We start from the raw sequence: 18,575 nt of genomic DNA, 5'->3' as shown, positions 1-18,575 counted from the left end.
CCAATTTTTTGGGGCGATCGCAAGGTATTTCCCGCTGTAAATAGATGCAAACTTGCCCAAACTTCTAAAAAGATTGAGTTAAATTTCCCTGACATTTAGCGTTGGCTTGTTCAATGGGGAAATACTGCATTGACCCTCTTCATGGCTAGTCCCCATTTCGCCTTCAGCTGCCAGAGCCGCGATCGCGCCTCTCTGGGCCTATGACCGGGCGACTCCATCGCAAAAGACCCTGCCCTTCAGACAATCCTATGGTCGTAGAAGACCTGATCGCTGGCGACGCTGTGCGCTACGTCGGCCCAGATCCGAAGATCAAAGCAGACTATGGCGGTCCTTTAACCATTGTTGCCACCGACAGGGTACAAAGACGCGCCATCTGCATCAATCCCGAAGGACGCTGTCTGGTGGGCGTTGCGGTCAGCGATCTGCAAAAGATTCGTCCCGCATAGAGAAATCGGCGATCGCCCCGCAGGGGAGACGCAGCGTAAAGCAGGTGCTGCTGCGATCGCTTTTGACCCCGATCGAGCCTCCCAAATACTCCGTCAATCCCTTGACCAGCGCCAATCCGAGCCCCATCCCGCTGTGTCGCCACGGATCTCCATTGGGCACCCGATAAAACTTGTCAAAAATCGAGCTGAGGGAGTCTGGAGAGATCTCAGCGCCCGAATTGCTGACTTCGATTTGGAGATAGCCATCAACCCAGTCTGCCTTCACGCGAATCTGTCCACCCGCTGGCGTGTACTTGCAGGCATTGGTCATCAGCTCCCGCAGAATCCGGCTCAGGCCAAACGCGTCTGTTGTAAAGTGCGTCAGCGTCTCTGCCACCTGGATTTGCAGCCGCTGCCCTTTGCGCTGGGTCTGTGCCTCGAAGTCCTCGAGAACGTGGGGCAGCCAGTCCGCCAAGTTCACCTGGGAGAGGGCCAAGGGGCGCGTGCCGGCGTCCAGGTGCTGCAGCTCCAGCAGGTCCTCGACCAAGTGCAGCTCGTGATCGCACTCCTGCTGGACAATTTTGAGGTACTGCCCCAGGGGAGTCGTGTGGACATCCAGGGTCAGCTCAGCCAGCGCAGGGTACTGATCGAGAATCAGCGCCATCATCTCCACCGCCATCTTCACGTTGGAAATCGGCGTGCGCAGCTCGTGGGAGATGGTGCTCAGAAAGTCGTCTTTGAGGCCATTGAGGGCTTCTAGGGCCTGGACTTGGCCCTGGGCGCTTTGATAGAGCTGGGCCTGGCGAATGGCGATCGCGCACTGATTGGCAACCTGCTTGACCAGGCGAATTTCGAGATCGCTGTAGGTCGACTGAGTGGGCCGAAACAGCCACAAATCCCCAAAAATCTTGGTGCCGTCCACAATCGGGCAGGCCAAAATCGCTGAGTGATTGCGAATGCTGCTAGAGGCGATCTGACAAAACGCAAAGGTCTGGCCCGCCCAGAGCTGCTCATAGATTTCGGGGCGATCGCCCAGAGGCAGCGCTTGGCCCTGGCGCGACGGGATGCCGGGCCGGGTGTACTCGTAGTCGATGACCGAAGTGAGCCGCTGGGCGTCGTAGAGGACCGTGTCGCAGCAGTCGAGGCCCAGAGACTGCCCCAGCGCCTCGACGGTGGTTTGCAGAATGTCGTGTTCATCGAGGGAGTCGCGGACGCGATCGGTGATCTGCTTGAGCAGCGTCTCGCAGTCGAGGGCCGATTGCAGCTCTGCGGTGCGCGTTTGGATCTCGGCTTCGAGCTGAGCGTTGATCTGCTGGATTTGCTGGTGCATTTCCGCCTGGTGGAGGGCGATCGCCACCTGATCGGCCACAGTCTCTAGAAACTGCACCTCGCTCTCGCGCCAGCGGTTTCCCTGGACCCGCATCAGGACCAGCACGCCCCAGGCCGCCAGCTGGTAGGTGAGGGGCACGAGCAAGTAGGTCGGGCCTACCGCAAAGCCCTCTGTCGCCTCCAGGCCGCACAGCTGAATCGACTGAGAGCGCTCTACGGCGATCGCCAAATCCGGTGAGCTGAGGACCTCGGCGATCGCCTGGTGCTCGGGCTCGCTGACCGGTGCCCAGCTCTTGATGAGTTGCCAAGCCTGGGAGGGCAGGCCTTGCAGGATCAGGACTTGGTCTGCCGCCAGGAGCTGGGCCGTTTCGCACACGGCGGTGGTGACGATCGTCGCTGGATCGAGCGACGCGTGAATCATTTTGAGCAGCCAGTTGAGGGATTGCTCTCGCTGGAGGGCCGCCTGAAGCGCAGGCTCGAAGAGGTTGTATTCTGAGCCCTGCATAAGGTTAGCGTCCAGACGACTCTTGGAGGCGATCGCTGTTTGAGATCTATCCCGCTGAGGGATATTAAAATTATCAAACAGAAAATTCGCCATGGCCATTCCTCAACCTGGTATTAGTCCTAAAAATGTCTCAGACAGAGCGTTTGTTTGCCAAAAGCGATCGTCAGAGATTTTTCGCTTCTATGGGGCCGAAAGACTGAACGGCTTCCTATGACTGGTGTTCGCAAAATTCGTGAAAAACCTTTCTTGATCTGGACAGAAAATAATTAAAAAAAGAAAAAATCTTGACACTGAGCAAAAAGCGATCGTTACCGAGAGACTAGGAGCTAAAATTGGGGTCTCTCAAAACCAACGATCGCCCTGTGATGGTAGAGGCTTTCCCTCATGAGCGCTTGGACTCTAAGCTAGAATTGGCCTCCCTGCGGGATTTCTTAAAATGTTGTTATCCACTCCTCAACAATCACACATCTAGTCACTCAACTAGGCAGTACTTGCTTTGAGGAGACGCTGCCTAAAAATGCCGATCACTCCTGTCCTACTTGGGCCTAGCAGGAAGACCTTGTTTAGGGACTGACCCCTACTAGGCTTCGAATTAGCTTGGGTTTTGCATGATAACCAATCGAAGATTTTAAGAAAAGTTTCGAGGTTTCTAGCTCAGAAAAAGATGGCATTTCCTGCCAACAGTGGCGACAAAACCAGTAAGCGCTGTTTTGTCGAATATGCCGAAGCATTTGACTAGAGCAGCAAGGGCAATTTTCCATGTTAACCTCGACAAATTGATACGAGTATCTAACAGACTGCCTGAACTTAATACAAATTGTATGTTCAGCTCTTCTTTGAGCATAGGCTATAAAGATGAAGAATTACTGAAGATATAAAAGGCGATTGCAAAAACATGATTCATTTTGCTAGCTTTATCAGCTTTGTTGACAAAAGTTCCAATTAGATTGAAAAGTATCTTTTAACACAGTTTCAAGACACAACGAATCTTCGCTGCCTGAGCGTTTGATAGAGCCTTGAGGAGCGATTGATCGAAGATCTGAGACTGTAATCTCAGAAACCTGAAAAAATTTTAGGAGGTTAAGTATTTGAGAAAATCCGCCAAAAATCGGGTTTTAGCTACGCATCAATGGCAGCGTGCCACTGCAGCGCTCGAGCAATCTGCGTGGGGAGCTCTAGCGGATTGAAGGGCTTGGCGATCGCCCCTGCGACCCCCAAGTGATCGAGCTGTCCCAGCTCAACCAAATAGGTTTTGGCTGTCAAAATCACCACGGGAATGGTTTCGGTTTCGGGGTGCATCCGCAGCCGCCGCAGAAAGGCGATCCCGTCCATTTCTGGCATCATCAAATCCAGCACAATGGCGTCTGGGCGCTCTGCGATCGCCTTGGTGAGTCCTTCTGGCCCCGAAGCTGCCGCCGAGACCTGCCACCCCGCCACGTCTCCCAGGCAGGCCTGCAAAATCTCTCGAATATTCGCTTCATCATCCACAATCAGCACGTGATGGCTCAGCATCGTGATCGTCCCTCGAACTCTCATAGGGCTTTTAACCTCGAATAAAGCAGCCCCTCTGCTCGCAGCAGGGCGAAGAAACGCCGCCCCGAGCCCGACAGAGCAGGCCCGGAAGCGGTAGATGCATGATGGAGGGGACGGCCGCTCGAAGCATTGTTGAGCGGCGCCACTCCTCAAACTACTGAAATAAAATGAGGATTCTATGAAGACCGCCGCCGCCCGGGAAGATTTCTGGCGAGTGACCTGAGGCTGGCGGCTCTCGGTCCGAGGGCACAAAAAAGCCAGAGCCGCGATCGCGGCTCTGCTGGAGGAGTACTTTCTGTCTGGCTGGGGCGTCCCTTACCAGCCCAATATCTGCTTTAGTTCTTCCACCAGCGTCAGCGGATTAAACGGCTTCGTAATCACTCCCGCCACTCCCAGGGCCTGAAACTTGGCCATATCCGCTGGCAGCACCTTTGCCGTCAAGAAAATAACCAGAATTCCCTGGGTTTTGGGCTCATTTTGCAGCTTTTCGTACAGGGTGATGCCATCCATATCCGGCATCGAGACATCCAGCAAAATCGCGTCGGGCGGTGAGGCCGTGGCCGCTTGCCAGCCAGCTTCCCCCGAGTCTGCGATCGCCGTTTGCCACCCGCCAATGTCCTCTAGGCAGGCGCAAACAACTTCCTGAATGCGCTCCTCATCGTCTATGACCAAAACGTATTTCACCATAACTTGCGTGCGGGACATGCATACTCGCGCCCTTTGCCCGATTGTGCCACAGGGATGCAAGGGAGCTTAACCCAAGGGCTACGGCCCTAGGGTGAGACCGAGAATGGGGCAGACAGCCCTTTGGCCGCCAAGCGCGATCGCCCCCGCTCTAGGCGACACAGCACCCGGGTGATCAGCTCTGGCTCTAGGATGGGTGTGCGGATAAAGTCATCGGCCCCGGCCCGAAAAAGCGCCCGCACAAAGGCGCTGTCAGTTTGGGACGTCATCACCAAAATCGGCAAATTGCCCCAGCGCCAGTCTTGGCGTACCACCTGACACAGCTCCAGGCCGCCAATCTCGGTCATCTCCTGGGCCAGGATCAGCAAGTCTGGCAGGGTGCTAGTCAGCCCTTGCCAAAAATTTTGGGGATCATCCAGGGTAAACACCTTGACCCCCCAGGGGCGCAGCAGCTCGGCTAGCGTCTGGAGGGTGTGAAGGTTGTTGTCCACGGCCAGGATGCGCGCCTCATCGGCGGGTTGGGGCGTCAGCAGCCGCAACACGGCCTGGATGACCTGATCTGTGGGAATTGGCTTGCTGAGAAAGCCCTGAGCCCCGAGCCGCGACGCCTCTAGGCGATCGCTCAGGCTGTCGCGCCCCGTGAATACCAGCACCGGCAGCTTGGGCATTTGCTGCCGAATTTCTGCCAGCAGCGCCATGCCGCCCTCCTCTTCCTCCGGAAAGTTCAGGTCCAGCAGCACCACCTCGGGGGAGCACTGGATCAGCACTTGGCGCGCTGCGGACAAATCTGTCACGACCTGAAGCTCCAGTCGATGGGCGATCGCCGCGCTCCGCAGCGCCTCCGCCAGCGCCACGTCATCATCAATCAACAAAACCTTGGGCTGAGCCTCAGCCTGGGGCTGCGGAAAGTGATCCGCCACCGTGGCCTCGGGGGGCTGGGCCATCTCCGTTTGCAGGCGTTGCAGCAGCGCAGAAAACAGCTTGGCATCGAGTTGCTCGGGAGACGATCCCACCAGCAAATGCTCGATTTCTCGCGCCGTCTTGGAGGCTGCTGGATAGCCAAACATGCCCAGAGATCCTGCCAGCTTGTGCGCCTCATGGTAGGCCTGCTGGTACAGATCTGCTGCTAGAGTGCCAGCTTGCAGGGCTTCCTGCATCTGCTCCAAAACCGCCACCTGATCCCCAAAGCTATGGCGAAAGCGCTCAATCACCTGCCTCAAGGACTCGATCCCCTGAGCGAGTCGAGCGGCTTTTTCCTGGGCTTTGGGCTCAGGCATTGTGGTGCTGGGGGCCGTGGCCAAGCGATAGCCCAGACCATACACCGTCTCGATGACCTCTGCTCGCAGACCGCTGGCTCGCAGCTTTTGGCGCAGATCCTTGATGTGGGTGGTGACAGCGCTCTCGGCGGGCGAAGCCCCCAGGGACCACAGCCGATCGAGAATCGCGCTCCGGCTAAAAACCCGCTGGGGACTGCGCAGAAAGAGCTCTAGCAAGCTGTACTCTTTGGGGGTGAGGGCGATCGCCTGCTGGCGATAGGTCACCTCACTGGAAATCGGATTGAAACACAGCTCTCCCCAGCTCAGCGTCGGCGTCGGCCGAGTCTCCTGACTGCGCCGCAAAAGCGCCCGAATCCGCGCCAAAAGCTCTGAAAGATCGTAGGGCTTGACCACATAATCATCCGCCCCGGCGTCTAGTCCTGTGATGCGATCGGTGCGGGAATCCTTCGCCGTGAGAAGCAAAATAGGCTTTTGATAGCCGCGATCGCGCAGCTTCCGACACAGACTAATGCCGTCTAGCTCCGGTACCAGCACATCAAGCAGCAGCAGATCATACTCATAGGTCTCTGTCAGCGTTAGACCCGCTCGGCCATCCTGCGCCACATCAACCGTGTAATGATGATAGGTCAGCGCTTGCGAAAGGGCTAACCCCGTTAGCTCATCATCTTCAACAACCAGAATTTTCATGGATGATATCGGGAATCCCCATCCCTCCGGCACCAAGAACACAAAAGCATGCTCAGGATTGGGATCGCTCGTCCCGCCAAGTTCCTTATCTTTGATCAAGAAGGCAAGGGGGCAGCTGTGTCCCGTCCATGGCCCAAATTCCAGAGACTCAGGGCTCAGGTGAAGAACATTGACCCAACTTGGGTCAATCCTCCCTCGCTTTGGGATTGAGCCTCAACTCCTTTGATCCTAGAAGGTTTAGGGATATGAGCGCAAATTAGCTCACAAAAATAAAGATTCACTGAAGATTTCGCAAGTTTGCTGGCTTAGAGGCTCAGAAAACACCTGAAATCAAAGCCATAACTCATCGCTCATCGCTACATGCTTGAGCGTGTTTCTCTGCTTCAGGACAAGCTATCTTTCCGTATCTCTATCTCTCTACTTCTCTAATTTCTATCTCTTTGTTTTTATCTTTGGCGCATCTCTATCTTTGCTATTTGCCTTGGTATAGTTATGGCCAAGATAGTGATGGCTAAACCCATTGACAGTCATGCTGTTTAGCCATGGCCTAAGATGGCCATGATATATGATCTGTATACTCTTATTTGTATAGCTTGATATTTTTAACCTATCTTGTTGAGGCGGAGTTGATGCTGGGAGTGCTCAGTACGACGCCGAGAGGGTTAGAGGCTGAGTTTGGAGGGCTAGGGAGCGAAAAGTAGAAGGTGCTACCCTCGTTGAGCTGGGCCTCAGCCCAGATGTTGCCGCCGTGCTTGTGGACGATGCGCTGTACCGACGCGAGTCCTACGCCAGTTCCTGGAAACTCTGTGGCGGCGTGAAAGCGCTGGAAGGGTGAAAAAAGCTTGTCGGCCTTCGCCATGTCAAAGCCTACCCCGTTATCGCGGACATAGATAATTCGGGAATTGTTGGCGTGCTTGCCCACTTCGATGGTGGCTCGCGATCGCTTGGAAGTATATTTCCAGGCGTTGGAAAGCAGATTTTCGAGCATGGTGCGCAGCAGCACCGGATCGGCGTATACCGACAGCTCTGGGTCAATGGCAACATCTACTTTTCGGGTCGGGTGCATCGCCTGCAAATCATCCAGGATCTCTTTGACCATCTGGCTGAGATCGATCATCATCGGCTGAATGGGGGACTGGGCTACGCGGTGCAGCGTCAAGATCTCATCGATCAAGCAGTCCATGCGATTGACGGCTCCGTGGAGCTGTTCGACATAGGCCAGCCCTTCTTCTCCTAGGTCGGTGGCGTGCTTCATTTTCAGTAAGCTGATCAGCACATTAATTACAGATAGAGGCGATCGCAGATCGTGAGATAGCGTATAGGCAAACGCCTCCAGCTCATGATTCATCGCCTCTAGATGGGCTGTGCGATCTTGGACCCGCTTTTCGATTTCATCGTAGATTTGGACATTTTCGAGGGCGACGCAGGTGGTATTGGCCAAAATCTCCAAGAGCCGGATCTCCTCCGGTGTGGCCACATGGGTCTCGGCCCAATAGTTGCCGATCGCTCCAATGGGAGACTCGGGCCGAATGGGAACCATGACCAAGCTCTGCACAAAGGTCGGACGATAGGCCTCGACCGGAATCCGATCGTCTTGATAGATATCCTCGATCGCAACCGTGTGGCGATTGAGCATGCACCAGCCGCTGATGCATGCGCTCATGGGGAACCGACTGCCCCGCCACAGTGGACCAATGGCATCTTCATCCACGTAGTAGCACTGGTTCCCGTCACGCAGCACAAAGGTCGCACCGTCTGCCCCGGTGAGGTGGCGGGCTGCATGACGCACAATTTTGGTGATCTCCTCTAGGGTGCGAGCCAAGGAGAGATCTTGAATCACGCCCACCAAGTGCTCCATCCCTTTTGCCCAGCGCTCTTGGGCTTGCCGCTCGGTGGAGGCGTATACCTCAGCCAGCAGGCTCGGCATGATGATCGACAGCTGAGGAAGCTGCTCGGGTGTCAGATAGGCCATGACGCCTTGCCGTAGCCAGGCTAAGCGTTCGGCTTCGTTGATTTCGGGTCCTAGCAAAATGACCGCAATTCCTGGATAGCGATCGCGCACGATGGCGAACGCGCCATAGCCCGAAAACTCTTCTGACTGGGTGTCCGCCAAGATCAGGTGGGGCGAAAACTGCTCGATCGCCGCTAGAAACTTGGAGCATGTCTCCACAGTTCGCAAAGCAATGTCGAGTTGCAGCATACTTAGCTGTTGCTGAACTTGAGAAATAGATGCGGGTTGATGCCCAAGATACAGAAGGCGAAAGGGTTTCATGGCTGCCAAGAAGCAGATCCTATATCCTACTTTATCGTGAATAAACGTGCTTTTACCCAGGTGTTTCTTAGGTTTACAAACCCTTTTGAACCTGAGCTAAGGTACTCTTCATCGTGCCCCATAGAAGCGACATTTTATTCATAACCTTGATGCTTTTTTGGATTTCTCACTAAAAGTTTATAACTCTTAATTGAATAATCTAGCCATGACCCAAAGTTTGACTAGAAACTTTCATGAAAGTCTCGCGGCCTTTCCAAAAAGTTTGGGTCTATTGCTCAGCTGATTATTGCCGTGAGCAGCATTTCATGTCTAAAAAATTTGGCTAGCAAAGTAAAAATCTAGGGCGATCGCCCCTTGAAAGGCGTAAAAGCTGGGGCGATCTTCTCCATGACCGATAGAGCGCAGATCAATTGCCTTGGAGGCGATCGCAAAGAAGTGATCGTGACAATTTGTGAGAATAGGCGGCAGGAATATCCGCAAAAACTGCGATCGCCCTATCAAGTTTGCGTGGGTGTTTTCTCGGGAAATCCAAAGAATAATCGATTCTTTAATAACAAAAAAACAGGGATATCTACGGATATCCCTGAAAGACCTGCGAAAAGATACAGAAAATTTTCAGCTAATTTGCGTTATTTACCCAAAAACTGTCTCTTTGGACTTTTGCATTTCTCGGCGGGCTACTGGCAGCGAATCTGGTCATAGAGATCGATGTACGCCTGGGCCGGATGCTTCCAGGAGTAGTCGTAGCTCATCCCCTGGAGCGCCAGCTGGCGGAATTCCTCAGGATACTCAAACCAAAGGCCGATCGCCCGATCCATCGCTGACTCCAGCGCCTGATAGTCACTCTGATAAAACACATAGCCATTGCGCTCTTCCGGCGGCTTGGTCTGGTCGTAGTCACGGTCAAACACCGTATTCACCAGGCCCCCGACGCCGCGCACGATCGGCACCGTACCGTACATCAGACCAATCATCTGGGTCAGACCGCACGGCTCGAAGTTGCTCGGTACCACGATCATGTCGGCCCCTGCATAGATCAGGTGAGACAGCTCCTCATTGAAGCCCAGCTCCAGATGCACATCGGGATTGTTGTTGAGGAAATGCTTTTCGTGCCAGAAGTGGGCATTGATGCCGGGCTCTGTGGCCGAGCCTAGCAGAACAAACTGCGCCCCGCGATGGAGCGCGTAGTACATGGCGTGGTGAACGAGGTGCACGCCTTTCTGGCCATCTAGGCGACCAATGTAGGCAATGATGGGCTTGTCTGCATGGTCGAGCATCAGGCGCTCGCGCAGAGTTTTGGTATTTTTGTGCTTCTCTTCGAAGTCCTCGCGGCTGTAGTGATAGGGAATGTAGCGATCGCCCGCCGGATTCCAGAAATCATGGTCAATGCCGTTGAGAATGCCGCTAAATTTACCTTGGTGCAAATGCAGCGTGTGGCCCAGGCCGCAGCCAACCTCCGTATGACTTGCCTCCCAGGCGTGGTGAGGTGATACCGTCGTGACCGCATTAGAGTAGACAATTCCCCCTTTCATCAGATTGAGCGAAAAGGGGTTAAAGTTGTCCCGCAGGCGATCGTAGTGGAAGTAGTGGTCGGGGCGATTGAGGCCCGTCGCCGCCAAAAGCTCATTACCCGCGAACCCTTGGTGCTTGAAGTTGTGGATGGTGTAGCACACCCGCTGACTGCCCATCCCGTGGTACTGAAAAATCTCGTAGAGCATCACAGGGACGAGGCCCGTCTGCCAATCGTGGCAGTGGATGACATCGGGACGCTTGTTGCTGTGCTGCAAGAATTGCAGAGCGGCTTTGCTAAAGAAAGCAAAGCGCATGGTGTCATCTTCGCAGCCGTAGTAGCAGCCCCGGTTAAAAAAGTTGTCTTGAGAGTGGGGCTCAATGAAGAAACACACGCGGCCGTGTACCCAGCCGCAGTACACCGAGCAATGGATCTCGCCGTCATACCAGGGCACCCACAGATCGCGGTAGGCGTCGTGAAGCCCCCAAATGTGGTCGTAGCGCATGCAGTCATATTTGGGCAGGATCAGCTCGACACAGTGGCCGCGGGCTTCCAGCTCCCGACTCAGGCCGTACACGACGTCGCCTAGACCTCCAGCCTTAATGACAGGAGCACATTCAGAGGCAATCTGCACGATGTACATTATTTGCTCCTTACCTGTTTAAAAACGGCTTTGGTTATACTTCACAAAAGTATATATTTCCCGATGAATCCTTTGCCCCGCCGTTTGACATAAACAGCGCGGAAAGTTTCTAGGTGCTAGGGTACGGCTTCTGCGCGCCGATGCAAGTATTTCAGGGGCGATCGCCCGCCAAAAATCCCTCCGCCGCAACTGTACCCATGGGCTTCTGGGCGAGAAGGATCTAGAATGCCGGGGAGCCAACCGGCTCCATTCCATTCTGGAGAACAATCCATGGCGTCATCGGTGAGTGAGCATCCCATCCTGGATGATCTGCGATCGGGACTGCCCAACCTCTGCGGCTGGGAATCCACGATTCAGCGCGTCGTCAACCCCGATCGCCCCCTCTTTCGAGACATCACCAATCTGCGCCTCTCGGACATCAGCGCTGGGTTTGCGTGCGCCCTTCACATGCATCAGCCCACGATCCCCGCTGGCCACGACGGGATGCTGATCAGCAACTTGCAGCACATGTTCGAGCATCCCCACGATGGCGACAACCACAACGCCAGCGTTTTTGCCCACTGCTATGGCCGCATGGGCGACTTTATCCCCCAGCTGGTGGCCGAGGGCTGCAACCCGCGCATCATGCTCGACTACTCCGGCAATCTGCTGTGGGGCCTGCGCCAAATGAATCGCGAGGACGTGCTGGAGAAGCTCCGCCGCCTGACGGGCGATCGCGCGATGTGGCCCTACGTGGAGTGGCTCGGGACCATGTGGAGTCACGCCGTCGTCCCCTCCACGCCGATCCCAGACATCAAACTGCATATCCAGGCTTGGCAGCAGTACTTCGCGGCCCTGTTTGGCTACGAGGCCTTGGCCCGGGTCAAGGGCTTCTCGCCCCCCGAGATGCACCTGCCTAACCACCCCGACACCCTCTACGAGTACCTCAAGGCTCTCCAGGAGTGCGGCTATCGCTGGCTGATGGTGCAGGAGCACTCCGTCGAAACCCTCGAAGGCCACGGCCTGCCCCAGGACCAAAAGTACGTGCCCAATCGCTTGGTCGCTCGCAACTCTCGGGGCGAAACCATCGCCATGACGGCCCTGATCAAGACCCAGGGCTCCGACACCAAGCTGGTGGCCCAGATGCAGCCCTACTTCGAGGCGAAGGGGCGGGGACGGCAGACCCTCGGCGAGGTTTCCATTCCGTCGCTGGTCACCCAGATCGCTGACGGGGAAAATGGCGGCGTGATGATGAATGAATACCCCCGCGACTTTTTCCGCATCTGGTACGAGCTGCGGGACCAGGGGGGCGGACGCACGGGCACGGTGCCGATGAATGGGACCGAGTACCTGGAGCTGGTGGAGGCGGCAGGTGTGAAGCCAGAAGACTTCCCGGTTTGTCAGGCGGTGCAGCAGCATCGGCTGTGGCAGCAGGTGGACCCGGAGCGGGCGACGCCGGAGGCGGTGGAGCGGGCGATCGCCGATCTCAAAGCCAGCGATCACAATTTTCATATGGACGGGGCCTCCTGGACCAACCACATGAGCTGGGTCCAGGGCTACGAAAACGTCCTAGAACCGATGAGTCAGCTCAGCGCTCGCTTCCACCAGGTCTACGATGCCCAGGTGGCGGCGGATCCAGCCGTCACCCAGCGCCCCGACTACCAAGAGGCCCTGCTCTACAACCTGCTGCTCCAGACCAGCTGCTTTCGCTACTGGGGTCAGGGAGCCTGGACGGACTACGCCCGGGAGATCTATCGGCGGGGCGAAGCGGTGCTGGCGTTGGCGTCTTGAAGGGTGGCCCGCACGACGCCCCGGGCCTGACGCGCCGGATCCACGAGGGTGGCGCTGAGAAAGCGGCTGTCTCCGTCGGGGCGATCGCCATCAGCGAAAAAGAGCTGAAACCTCGGCAGATCCGGCGTCTTGGGCGTTGAGCCCTGGAAGGTCAGAGAAAAGATGCCCGGGATCGGCTCCTGGAGGGTCAGCGTGCCCGTGGCGGGAGAGAAGGTGTACAGCGTGCTGCCGTCGGCCCGCACCAGATCCAGCCTGAACTCAGGCTCTAGCTGGCCGGTGGTGTCGCTGTAGGCAAACTGGCCCTGAAAGCGTCCATTTTGGAGATTGCTGCCGGGGAAGGTGCGCTGGTCAAACTGGCCCGTGACCACCAGGGTTTCTGCCCAGGCCGACGAGCCTAGGCCCAGGACCAGGGCGATCGCCCCCAAACCCGATCGGATCATCATTTCGCGCGGCTCCGGCTGGCCAAAAGCGCCTGGATCTGGGCCTGGAGCTCGGCGATCTGGAGCGCCTGGGCCGTCACCTGTTGCTCTAGCTGGCTCACCCGAGACTCCAGAGTCTGCGCACTGGCCGGGCGATCGCCTGCCGGTGTGGCGGTGGGTGCGGCCTGAGCAGACGCCTCGGCGTCCTGGAGGACGGTGGCGATCGCCTGCCAACTGCGGGTCTTGAGCGTGACGCCGTGGCGATCGCGCAGATAGCGGTAGGCCTTGGCGCAGGTGCCAAAGCGGGCCTTGAGAGCCTCGACGCTCCAGTCACTGGATGCTGAAGAGGAACTCGGGGCGATCGCGGGTAGCGGGCGATCGCCCTCGGCCACCGTTTCCGCCTCGGCCTGGGCGTAGGCATAGCCCGCCCGCAAAGCCGCCTCCGCCACCACCAGCGTATTGTCAGCCAGCTCTTCTCCGATGGATTGCATCTGGCGAATCCCCTGCTGAAGCGCGTTCAGCCGCTGACTCGTGTTTTTCAAAGAATCCGTTAATTTGCCCATTTGCGGTGCGTAGGAGTGAAGTGCGTGAGACGTCTTGACGCGAGATTCAAAATTTAGCGATCCAATAGCTTCCGGTTAATGTCCCTTGGACTTTCACTGCTAAACAAATCGGGTTCAGGCGGATTGGGCCCAGGTTTGAGGTCTGAAAGATCGGTTGTCAGCAAGCGCCGAGCTGCCTGGATCAAGCGCCAGAAACGCTGTCCTAGGGACAAAATATTGGTGCTTTGACTAACTTCTTCGTACACGTCCTCAAACTCACCCAAGAGGCGAGCTGTTGCGTTAACTTGCTGCGTGAGTTCATTCACCTCTCGATCTAAGTCATTCCCCCAGGCTTGTAGCTGCTCTCTCTTTTCGAGGCTGTGGCTCAAAGCCTGTTGAAGCTGAAGTTTTTCCTGTTGGACTTTGGCCAGGGTTTGATGGAGGTGATTGAGCTTGGTACTAATGGCTGTAACTCTTTCCTTAGTCTCTTGCTGGCGGCGGACTAGCTGCGCGCGGCTCTGGTTGAGATTTTTGTAGGTGCCTCGCAGATCGTGGTAGGCGCTCTCTAGCTCCTCCCGAGGCAGATCAGCCGTGTGCAGCGGAAACTCGCTCACGCTGCGATATTCCTTGAAGTCCGCCATATTTTCGCCCAATCAAATGAAACTCAGATCCAGGCTGACACAAAAAAACTGAGTCCCACAAGGGTGTTTTTGACAAAGCAAACGAAAAAAGACAGAACTGCAAAAGCTAGCAATCCATTTCGGGGAAACGATCGGGCTCTTGCTTGGACAGAGCTCTAGCGCGTAGCATCGATCCACAAAAGCTTGCAATGTTTGGTGTTTTGGGAGGCGATCGCGGCGTGGAGAAAACCACGATAACAGCTCACACACAGACTCATCGGTCCAAGGAATTTTCCTGGCCCTTCTGGCCTGCCGTGCCCCTCTACCCCTACGGCCAGCGCCGCACCCTGCGCACCGAGGTGGTGAAGGACACGATTTGGACCTTTGATCAGTTGCAGGGCATCCTGTACGTCGTGGTGCCGATCCGCATGACCGTGGTGCGCCTTGAGGCGGGCGGGCTGCTGGTCTATTCGCCCGTGGCGCCCACCCCCGAGTGCATCCGCTTGGTCGAGGAGCTAGTCAGTCGCCACGGCGAGGTGAAATACATCATCTTGCCGACGGTCTCGGGCATCGAGCACAAGGTGTTTGTGGGGCCGTTTGCCCGCTGCTTCCCCGCCGCCCAGGTCTTCATTGCGCCGGATCAGTGGAGCTTTCCGCTCAATCTGCCCCTGAGCTGGCTGGGCCTGCCGGCTCGCCGCACCCAGGTTTTGCCGACCGACAGTGGCAAAGCGCCCTTTGCCGATGAGTTTGACTACGCGATGCTGGGGCCGATCGACCTGGGCCTGGGGCCGTTTGAGGAGGTGGCGTTTTTCCACCGGCGATCGCGCACCTTGCTGGTCACCGATTCGGTGGTGGTCATCCCGGAGCGTCCGCCTGCCATCGTCAGCCTCGACCCCTATCCGCTCTTGTTTCATGCCAAGGACCAGGCCAGCGACCCGATCCAAGACACCGAGGAGCAGCGCTTGAAAGGCTGGCAGCGCATCGCGCTGTTTTCGTTTTATTTCCGTCCCAGCGCCCTGGATGTGACGAGCACCTGGCAAACGGTGCGCGATGCTTTCCAGGCTCCCGATCGCTCTCGCCGCGCTTACTTTGGGCTTTTCCCGTTCCGCTGGAAAAACGGCTGGCGACAGTCCTTTGAGTCGCTGCGCCGGGGCGGCCAGCTGCTGGTAGCGCCGATTTTGCAAACCCTGATCCTCAATCGATCGCCTCGGGCGGTCCTCGACTGGGCCGACACAGTTGCCCGCTGGAACTTCGAGCGAATTATCCCCTGTCACCTCGAAGCGCCCATCGAGCAAGGCCCCCAGGCGTTTCGGCAGGCTTTTAGCTTTTTGGAGGAGGGGGCCGCTGGCGAGCGATCGCTGCCTGCCGAGGACTTTGCTTTCTTGCGGGAGATCGAGGAAACCCTCAACCGCACGGGCATTACGCCGCCTGCTCAGCGCTCGTAACTGGGCGATCGCCAGTTTGGGACACGCCTAACGATCGAGCGATCGCCCACTGGCCGGAGCGAGGCGGGCTGTTTGAGGACGAACTTCTGTTTCGGCGCTCGGGGCCACTTTGTGCCAGTTCTGGGCCAGCACGAAGGCCGCCACCGCCAGCAGGAAATAGCCAAAGCCTTTTTGGAGGGCGCGCGCCGAAACGTACTGGGCGAGATAGCTGCCGAGGAGCGTACCGAAGCCAGCGGCGATCGTGAAGGACAGGGTCAGCTCCCAGTCAATGGTCAGCTGGCCCAGGTAGCCCAGCAAACCGGCGATCGCATTTAGAGCAATGATGACCAGCGAGGTGCCGATGGCTTCTCGCATGGGCGTGTTGCCCAGGAGCACCAGGGCCGGCACGATGGCGAAGCCCCCACCCACGCCTACCAGGCCGGTGAGTACGCCCACGCCCAGGCCTTCGGTCATCAGCCACAGCCAGCAGTGGGGGCACAGGGGCTTGGGATAGGCGGCGATCGCCTCGGGCTCGGTGCTGGCCGGACTCTTGGCGCTGCGGTAGATCATGAAGCCCGCCGCCACCAGCATCATGACCGCAAACAGCATCATCTGGAAGGTGTCACTGACCACGGGCAGGCTGGCTAGGCGCGCTCCTAAGAAAGCCCCCAGCATGGTGGTCGAACCAAAAATCGCGGTGGTTTTCAGGTTGACGCGCCCCTTTCGCCAGTGGGGAATCGCCCCGAGCAGACTGACTACACCCACGATAATCAGCGTCATGGCGATCGCGGATTTGGGCGCCACGCCCATCACGTAGACCAGGATCGGCAGAGCCAGCACCGACCCGCCGCCGCCGATCAGGCCCAAACTCACGCCGATGCCCGCCGCCAGCACATGTCCTAGAAGCCAGAGCATGGTCTAGTTTCTCCCGGCGTTTTGGTTGTAGGGGAGCTTCGCCAGGAGCATGCCCATGGCGCAGGTGTCCGTGACGCCCGCAAAGACCAGCCCCGCACCCACAAATCCGCTCAAAATCAAGAACCACGGCGACACAAAGGCGCCCAGCACCGTCCCGGTGAAGACCAGCGAACCGGCCACAATCTGCACTTGCCGAAACAGGCTGATGGGTGCTTTGCGGCTGGCCACGGTGGCGTAGCCGTCCGCTTTCCAGGCGTTCAGGCCGCCTTCGAGATGGGTGACTTCGCTCCAGCCCGCATCCAGGAGACGCTGGGCGGCTTTCTCGGAGCGCTTGCTGCTCTGGCAGTAGAGCACCACGGGGCGATCGCTGGGGACCTGCTGCGGATCAAACTGGGACAGGGGCGCAGACACCGCTTCGGCAATGCGATCGCCCGCGTATTCGGCTCCCTCTCGCACGTCGATCAGCACCAAATTGTCTTGCGATCGCCGGTGATGCAGCGTGGCGGGAGAAATGGTCTTGATGGCCTGGAAGTTGGGCGTTGTGGTCATGGCAATAGACTCCAAGGGAAAGAGAGGGAACGAGAGCGAAAAAAGTGAGATAGCAGCCAATCAGCGAGCAACGTTTCCGCAGCGCTCATTGGCCGGGACGGCTTCCATGATTTTTTTAGGGTCGGGCAAATTCAGCCCTGCCATAAATTCGATAAACTGTGCGCGATCGCGTCCTACAAAGCGGCGGTTCCACTGCTTTTCTTCGCCGATGGTGGACACCGTGAGGCCGCGATAGTCGTGACCGGGATAGACCAGCGTGCTGTCCGGCAGGCTGTACAGGCGCTGGGTCACGCTGTCGTAAAGCGTGCCTGCGTCGCCGCTCTGGAAGTCAGTCCGGCCGCAGCCCCGGATGAGCAGCGCGTCCCCGGTCAGCACATGGGTCTGATTGACCCAGTAGGCAAAGTGGCTGTCGGTGTGCCCTGGCGTGGCGATCGCCTCGATGGAGATATTACCCACCTGCAACACCTCGCCATCTCGAATAAAGCGATCGGCGCAGGCCGCTTGGGCGTTCTCGGGCACGATGCCTTGGCAGCCCGTCAAGCGGCGCAGCTCAGCGGTGCCGGTGATGTGGTCGGCGTGAATGTGGGTTTCGAGGCACGCCTTGAGGGTGAGGCCGAGCTCCTGGAGCAAAGTGCGATCGCGCTCTATCTGCTCAATGACCGGATCGACAAGCACTGCTTCGCGGCTCTCAGGATCGGCAATCAGATAGGTGTAGGTGCTGGTTTCGGGATCAAAGAGTTGGCGAAAGAGCATACTGTCACTCTCCTAGTGAGGTGGGGGCGATGTAAGCCAGAAAGGGGCAGGACTTTGAGTGTGGGTCTCTGCTTCCTTTGTATTATTATACTACTATATAGTAATACAACGTGCAAGATTTAGCTAAATTCTCTAGGGGCTCTCCGATACCCGTCTTGCTAAAAAGCCGCGATCGCCTGCACAAGGTGAAAATCTGCTAAATCCCTGAACCGCTTGCTCTGAGAAGGATGTGGGCGTGGCGATACAAAAAATGTGACCTTTATCACTTTTTAAGCTTGTCAGAGTCACTGTCTAGTGATGCTACCCGTCACAGATCAAACGCTCGACTATCACAGGTTTGGGGCCTTATCATCACCAGAAACCTAGCTCAAAAAGAAGATATTAAAGATACAGAGTTCCCAGACCGTTCGTCCTATGCAGACCCCCCTCTCTCTCATCCCCGGTGCCGTCGCTGAACTGTTTGCCTACGCTAGCCTCACCGGCAACCTCACCCTCGCCGATCGCTACGGCCTCTTGGCGGCTCTGCTCTCGGACTCCCTCACGGACGAGGAGCAAGCCTCCATCGATCGTCTTCTCTACGCCATCTACCGCCACCGAGTGACTGTCGCCGATGACCTCTCGGCCATGGACTAAGAGGTCGCTCTAGCAAAGGGCGATCGCCTGGGAACTCTCACCTCGACTTTTCGAGGGATCTAACAGACTAAAAGACCGAGGATCT

Annotated in this window: 18 protein-coding genes; 5 read left to right on the top strand and 13 right to left on the bottom strand. The window is 57.1% G+C overall.

The genetic code is table 11. The features are described 5' to 3' along the window. Window positions 1–248 precede the first annotated feature (248 nt). Entirely contained in the window at window positions 249–446 is a 198-nt protein-coding gene (locus GEI7407_RS10060; RefSeq protein WP_015172046.1) for a hypothetical protein, read from the top strand. Here GEI7407_RS10060 and GEI7407_RS10055 read toward each other — a convergent pair. The 6 genes from GEI7407_RS10055 to GEI7407_RS10035 all read right to left on the bottom strand — a co-directional run bounded on the left by GEI7407_RS10055 (window position 415) and on the right by GEI7407_RS10035 (window position 8,640). Beyond that, the gene (locus GEI7407_RS10055) at window positions 415–2,259 is read right to left on the bottom strand and encodes a GAF domain-containing protein (protein WP_190274124.1); all 1,845 of its coding nucleotides are present in this window, start codon (window positions 2,257–2,259) and stop codon (window positions 415–417) included. The genes GEI7407_RS10060 and GEI7407_RS10055 overlap by 32 nt on opposite strands. A gap of 563 nt (window positions 2,260–2,822) precedes the next feature. Further along, window positions 2,823–3,020, bottom strand: coding sequence for a hypothetical protein (locus GEI7407_RS21995; protein WP_071880825.1), 198 nt, complete (start codon window positions 3,018–3,020; stop codon window positions 2,823–2,825). A gap of 358 nt (window positions 3,021–3,378) precedes the next feature. Further along, window positions 3,379–3,771: a response regulator gene (locus GEI7407_RS10050; RefSeq protein ID WP_015172044.1), complete on the bottom strand. Its 393-nt coding sequence runs from the start codon at window positions 3,769–3,771 to the stop codon at window positions 3,379–3,381. A gap of 336 nt (window positions 3,772–4,107) precedes the next feature. Then, window positions 4,108–4,479 (bottom strand): response regulator, encoded by a 372-nt coding sequence (locus tag GEI7407_RS10045; RefSeq protein ID WP_150109765.1) that lies wholly within the window; start codon window positions 4,477–4,479, stop codon window positions 4,108–4,110. An 86-nt stretch (window positions 4,480–4,565) separates the two neighbouring features. Further along, the gene (locus tag GEI7407_RS10040) at window positions 4,566–6,440 is read right to left on the bottom strand and encodes a response regulator (RefSeq protein ID WP_041268384.1); all 1,875 of its coding nucleotides are present in this window, start codon (window positions 6,438–6,440) and stop codon (window positions 4,566–4,568) included. A gap of 607 nt (window positions 6,441–7,047) precedes the next feature. After that, window positions 7,048–8,640, bottom strand: coding sequence for an ATP-binding protein (locus tag GEI7407_RS10035; protein WP_015172041.1), 1,593 nt, complete (start codon window positions 8,638–8,640; stop codon window positions 7,048–7,050). Window positions 8,641–9,066: 426 nt separating this feature from the next. On the opposite strand from GEI7407_RS10035, the gene GEI7407_RS21030 reads away from it, so the two are divergent. Further along, a complete protein-coding gene (locus GEI7407_RS21030) occupies window positions 9,067–9,414 on the top strand; it encodes a hypothetical protein (RefSeq protein WP_150109763.1) in 348 nt (115 codons plus the stop codon). Here the strand turns inward: GEI7407_RS21030 and glgA are convergent. Then, the gene (gene glgA, locus GEI7407_RS10030) at window positions 9,390–10,865 is read right to left on the bottom strand and encodes a glycogen synthase GlgA (RefSeq protein ID WP_015172040.1); all 1,476 of its coding nucleotides are present in this window, start codon (window positions 10,863–10,865) and stop codon (window positions 9,390–9,392) included. The two genes, GEI7407_RS21030 and glgA, sit on opposite strands and share 25 nt — an antisense overlap. A gap of 270 nt (window positions 10,866–11,135) precedes the next feature. Between glgA and GEI7407_RS10025 the strand changes: the two genes are divergently transcribed. Further along, window positions 11,136–12,635, top strand: coding sequence for a hypothetical protein (locus tag GEI7407_RS10025; RefSeq protein ID WP_015172039.1), 1,500 nt, complete (start codon window positions 11,136–11,138; stop codon window positions 12,633–12,635). Here the strand turns inward: GEI7407_RS10025 and GEI7407_RS10020 are convergent. The 3 genes from GEI7407_RS10020 to GEI7407_RS10010 are packed head-to-tail and all read right to left on the bottom strand — an operon-like array spanning window position 12,596 to window position 14,237. After that, complete coding sequence (locus tag GEI7407_RS10020) at window positions 12,596–13,078, bottom strand: hypothetical protein (RefSeq protein ID WP_015172038.1); 483 nt, start codon at window positions 13,076–13,078, stop codon at window positions 12,596–12,598. The two genes, GEI7407_RS10025 and GEI7407_RS10020, sit on opposite strands and share 40 nt — an antisense overlap. After that, window positions 13,075–13,617, bottom strand: coding sequence for a hypothetical protein (locus GEI7407_RS10015; RefSeq protein ID WP_015172037.1), 543 nt, complete (start codon window positions 13,615–13,617; stop codon window positions 13,075–13,077). Before GEI7407_RS10015 ends, GEI7407_RS10020 begins: the two co-directional genes overlap by 4 nt. A 53-nt stretch (window positions 13,618–13,670) precedes the next feature. Continuing rightward, window positions 13,671–14,237 carry a hypothetical protein gene (locus tag GEI7407_RS10010; RefSeq protein ID WP_015172036.1) on the bottom strand — a complete coding sequence of 189 codons (567 nt, stop codon included), beginning with the start codon at window positions 14,235–14,237 and terminating at the stop codon, window positions 13,671–13,673. Window positions 14,238–14,425: 188 nt separating this feature from the next. Here GEI7407_RS10010 and GEI7407_RS10005 point away from each other — a divergent pair, with 188 nt between their 5' ends. After that, complete coding sequence (locus GEI7407_RS10005) at window positions 14,426–15,661, top strand: DUF4336 domain-containing protein (protein ID WP_015172035.1); 1,236 nt, start codon at window positions 14,426–14,428, stop codon at window positions 15,659–15,661. A gap of 27 nt (window positions 15,662–15,688) precedes the next feature. Here GEI7407_RS10005 and GEI7407_RS10000 read toward each other — a convergent pair whose 3' ends face one another. Genes GEI7407_RS10000 through GEI7407_RS09990 form a run of 3 tightly spaced genes read right to left on the bottom strand, consistent with a single transcriptional unit; the run spans window position 15,689 to window position 17,857 of the window. Next, a complete protein-coding gene (locus GEI7407_RS10000) occupies window positions 15,689–16,555 on the bottom strand; it encodes a sulfite exporter TauE/SafE family protein (RefSeq protein ID WP_015172034.1) in 867 nt (288 codons plus the stop codon). 3 nt (window positions 16,556–16,558) lie between these two features. Continuing rightward, window positions 16,559–17,104 (bottom strand): rhodanese-like domain-containing protein, encoded by a 546-nt coding sequence (locus GEI7407_RS09995; RefSeq protein ID WP_015172033.1) that lies wholly within the window; start codon window positions 17,102–17,104, stop codon window positions 16,559–16,561. A gap of 60 nt (window positions 17,105–17,164) precedes the next feature. Beyond that, window positions 17,165–17,857 (bottom strand): MBL fold metallo-hydrolase, encoded by a 693-nt coding sequence (locus GEI7407_RS09990; RefSeq protein ID WP_015172032.1) that lies wholly within the window; start codon window positions 17,855–17,857, stop codon window positions 17,165–17,167. A 414-nt stretch (window positions 17,858–18,271) separates the two neighbouring features. On the opposite strand from GEI7407_RS09990, the gene GEI7407_RS09985 reads away from it, so the two are divergent. Further along, complete coding sequence (locus GEI7407_RS09985; protein WP_015172031.1) at window positions 18,272–18,490, top strand: hypothetical protein; 219 nt, start codon at window positions 18,272–18,274, stop codon at window positions 18,488–18,490. The last annotated feature ends 85 nt before the right edge of the window (window positions 18,491–18,575 follow it).

Source organism: Geitlerinema sp. PCC 7407 (assembly GCF_000317045.1).
In the GTDB taxonomy this organism is placed as follows: Bacteria; Cyanobacteriota; Cyanobacteriia; order PCC-7407; family PCC-7407; genus PCC-7407.
Note: the sequence above shows the minus strand (reverse complement) of the source record. Positions and strands in the feature narration are given on the sequence as shown.

What these genes read in the sequence shown, in the direction of transcription:
- GEI7407_RS10060 (WP_015172046.1), top strand. Translation starts at nt 249, where the DNA reads ATGGTCGTAGAAGACCTGATCGCTGGCGACGCTGTGCGCTACGTCGGC.
- GEI7407_RS10055 (WP_190274124.1), bottom strand. Translation starts at nt 2,259, where the DNA reads ATGCAGGGCTCAGAATACAACCTCTTCGAGCCTGCGCTTCAGGCGGCC.
- GEI7407_RS21995 (WP_071880825.1), bottom strand. Translation starts at nt 3,020, where the DNA reads ATGGAAAATTGCCCTTGCTGCTCTAGTCAAATGCTTCGGCATATTCGA.
- GEI7407_RS10050 (WP_015172044.1), bottom strand. Translation starts at nt 3,771, where the DNA reads ATGCTGAGCCATCACGTGCTGATTGTGGATGATGAAGCGAATATTCGA.
- GEI7407_RS10045 (WP_150109765.1), bottom strand. Translation starts at nt 4,479, where the DNA reads ATGGTGAAATACGTTTTGGTCATAGACGATGAGGAGCGCATTCAGGAA.
- GEI7407_RS10040 (WP_041268384.1), bottom strand. Translation starts at nt 6,440, where the DNA reads ATGAAAATTCTGGTTGTTGAAGATGATGAGCTAACGGGGTTAGCCCTT.
- GEI7407_RS10035 (WP_015172041.1), bottom strand. Translation starts at nt 8,640, where the DNA reads ATGCTGCAACTCGACATTGCTTTGCGAACTGTGGAGACATGCTCCAAG.
- glgA (WP_015172040.1), bottom strand. Translation starts at nt 10,865, where the DNA reads ATGTACATCGTGCAGATTGCCTCTGAATGTGCTCCTGTCATTAAGGCT.
- GEI7407_RS10025 (WP_015172039.1), top strand. Translation starts at nt 11,136, where the DNA reads ATGGCGTCATCGGTGAGTGAGCATCCCATCCTGGATGATCTGCGATCG.
- GEI7407_RS10020 (WP_015172038.1), bottom strand. Translation starts at nt 13,078, where the DNA reads ATGATGATCCGATCGGGTTTGGGGGCGATCGCCCTGGTCCTGGGCCTA.
- GEI7407_RS10015 (WP_015172037.1), bottom strand. Translation starts at nt 13,617, where the DNA reads ATGGGCAAATTAACGGATTCTTTGAAAAACACGAGTCAGCGGCTGAAC.
- GEI7407_RS10010 (WP_015172036.1), bottom strand. Translation starts at nt 14,237, where the DNA reads ATGGCGGACTTCAAGGAATATCGCAGCGTGAGCGAGTTTCCGCTGCAC.
- GEI7407_RS10005 (WP_015172035.1), top strand. Translation starts at nt 14,426, where the DNA reads ATGTTTGGTGTTTTGGGAGGCGATCGCGGCGTGGAGAAAACCACGATA.
- GEI7407_RS10000 (WP_015172034.1), bottom strand. Translation starts at nt 16,555, where the DNA reads ATGCTCTGGCTTCTAGGACATGTGCTGGCGGCGGGCATCGGCGTGAGT.
- GEI7407_RS09995 (WP_015172033.1), bottom strand. Translation starts at nt 17,104, where the DNA reads ATGACCACAACGCCCAACTTCCAGGCCATCAAGACCATTTCTCCCGCC.
- GEI7407_RS09990 (WP_015172032.1), bottom strand. Translation starts at nt 17,857, where the DNA reads ATGCTCTTTCGCCAACTCTTTGATCCCGAAACCAGCACCTACACCTAT.
- GEI7407_RS09985 (WP_015172031.1), top strand. Translation starts at nt 18,272, where the DNA reads ATGCAGACCCCCCTCTCTCTCATCCCCGGTGCCGTCGCTGAACTGTTT.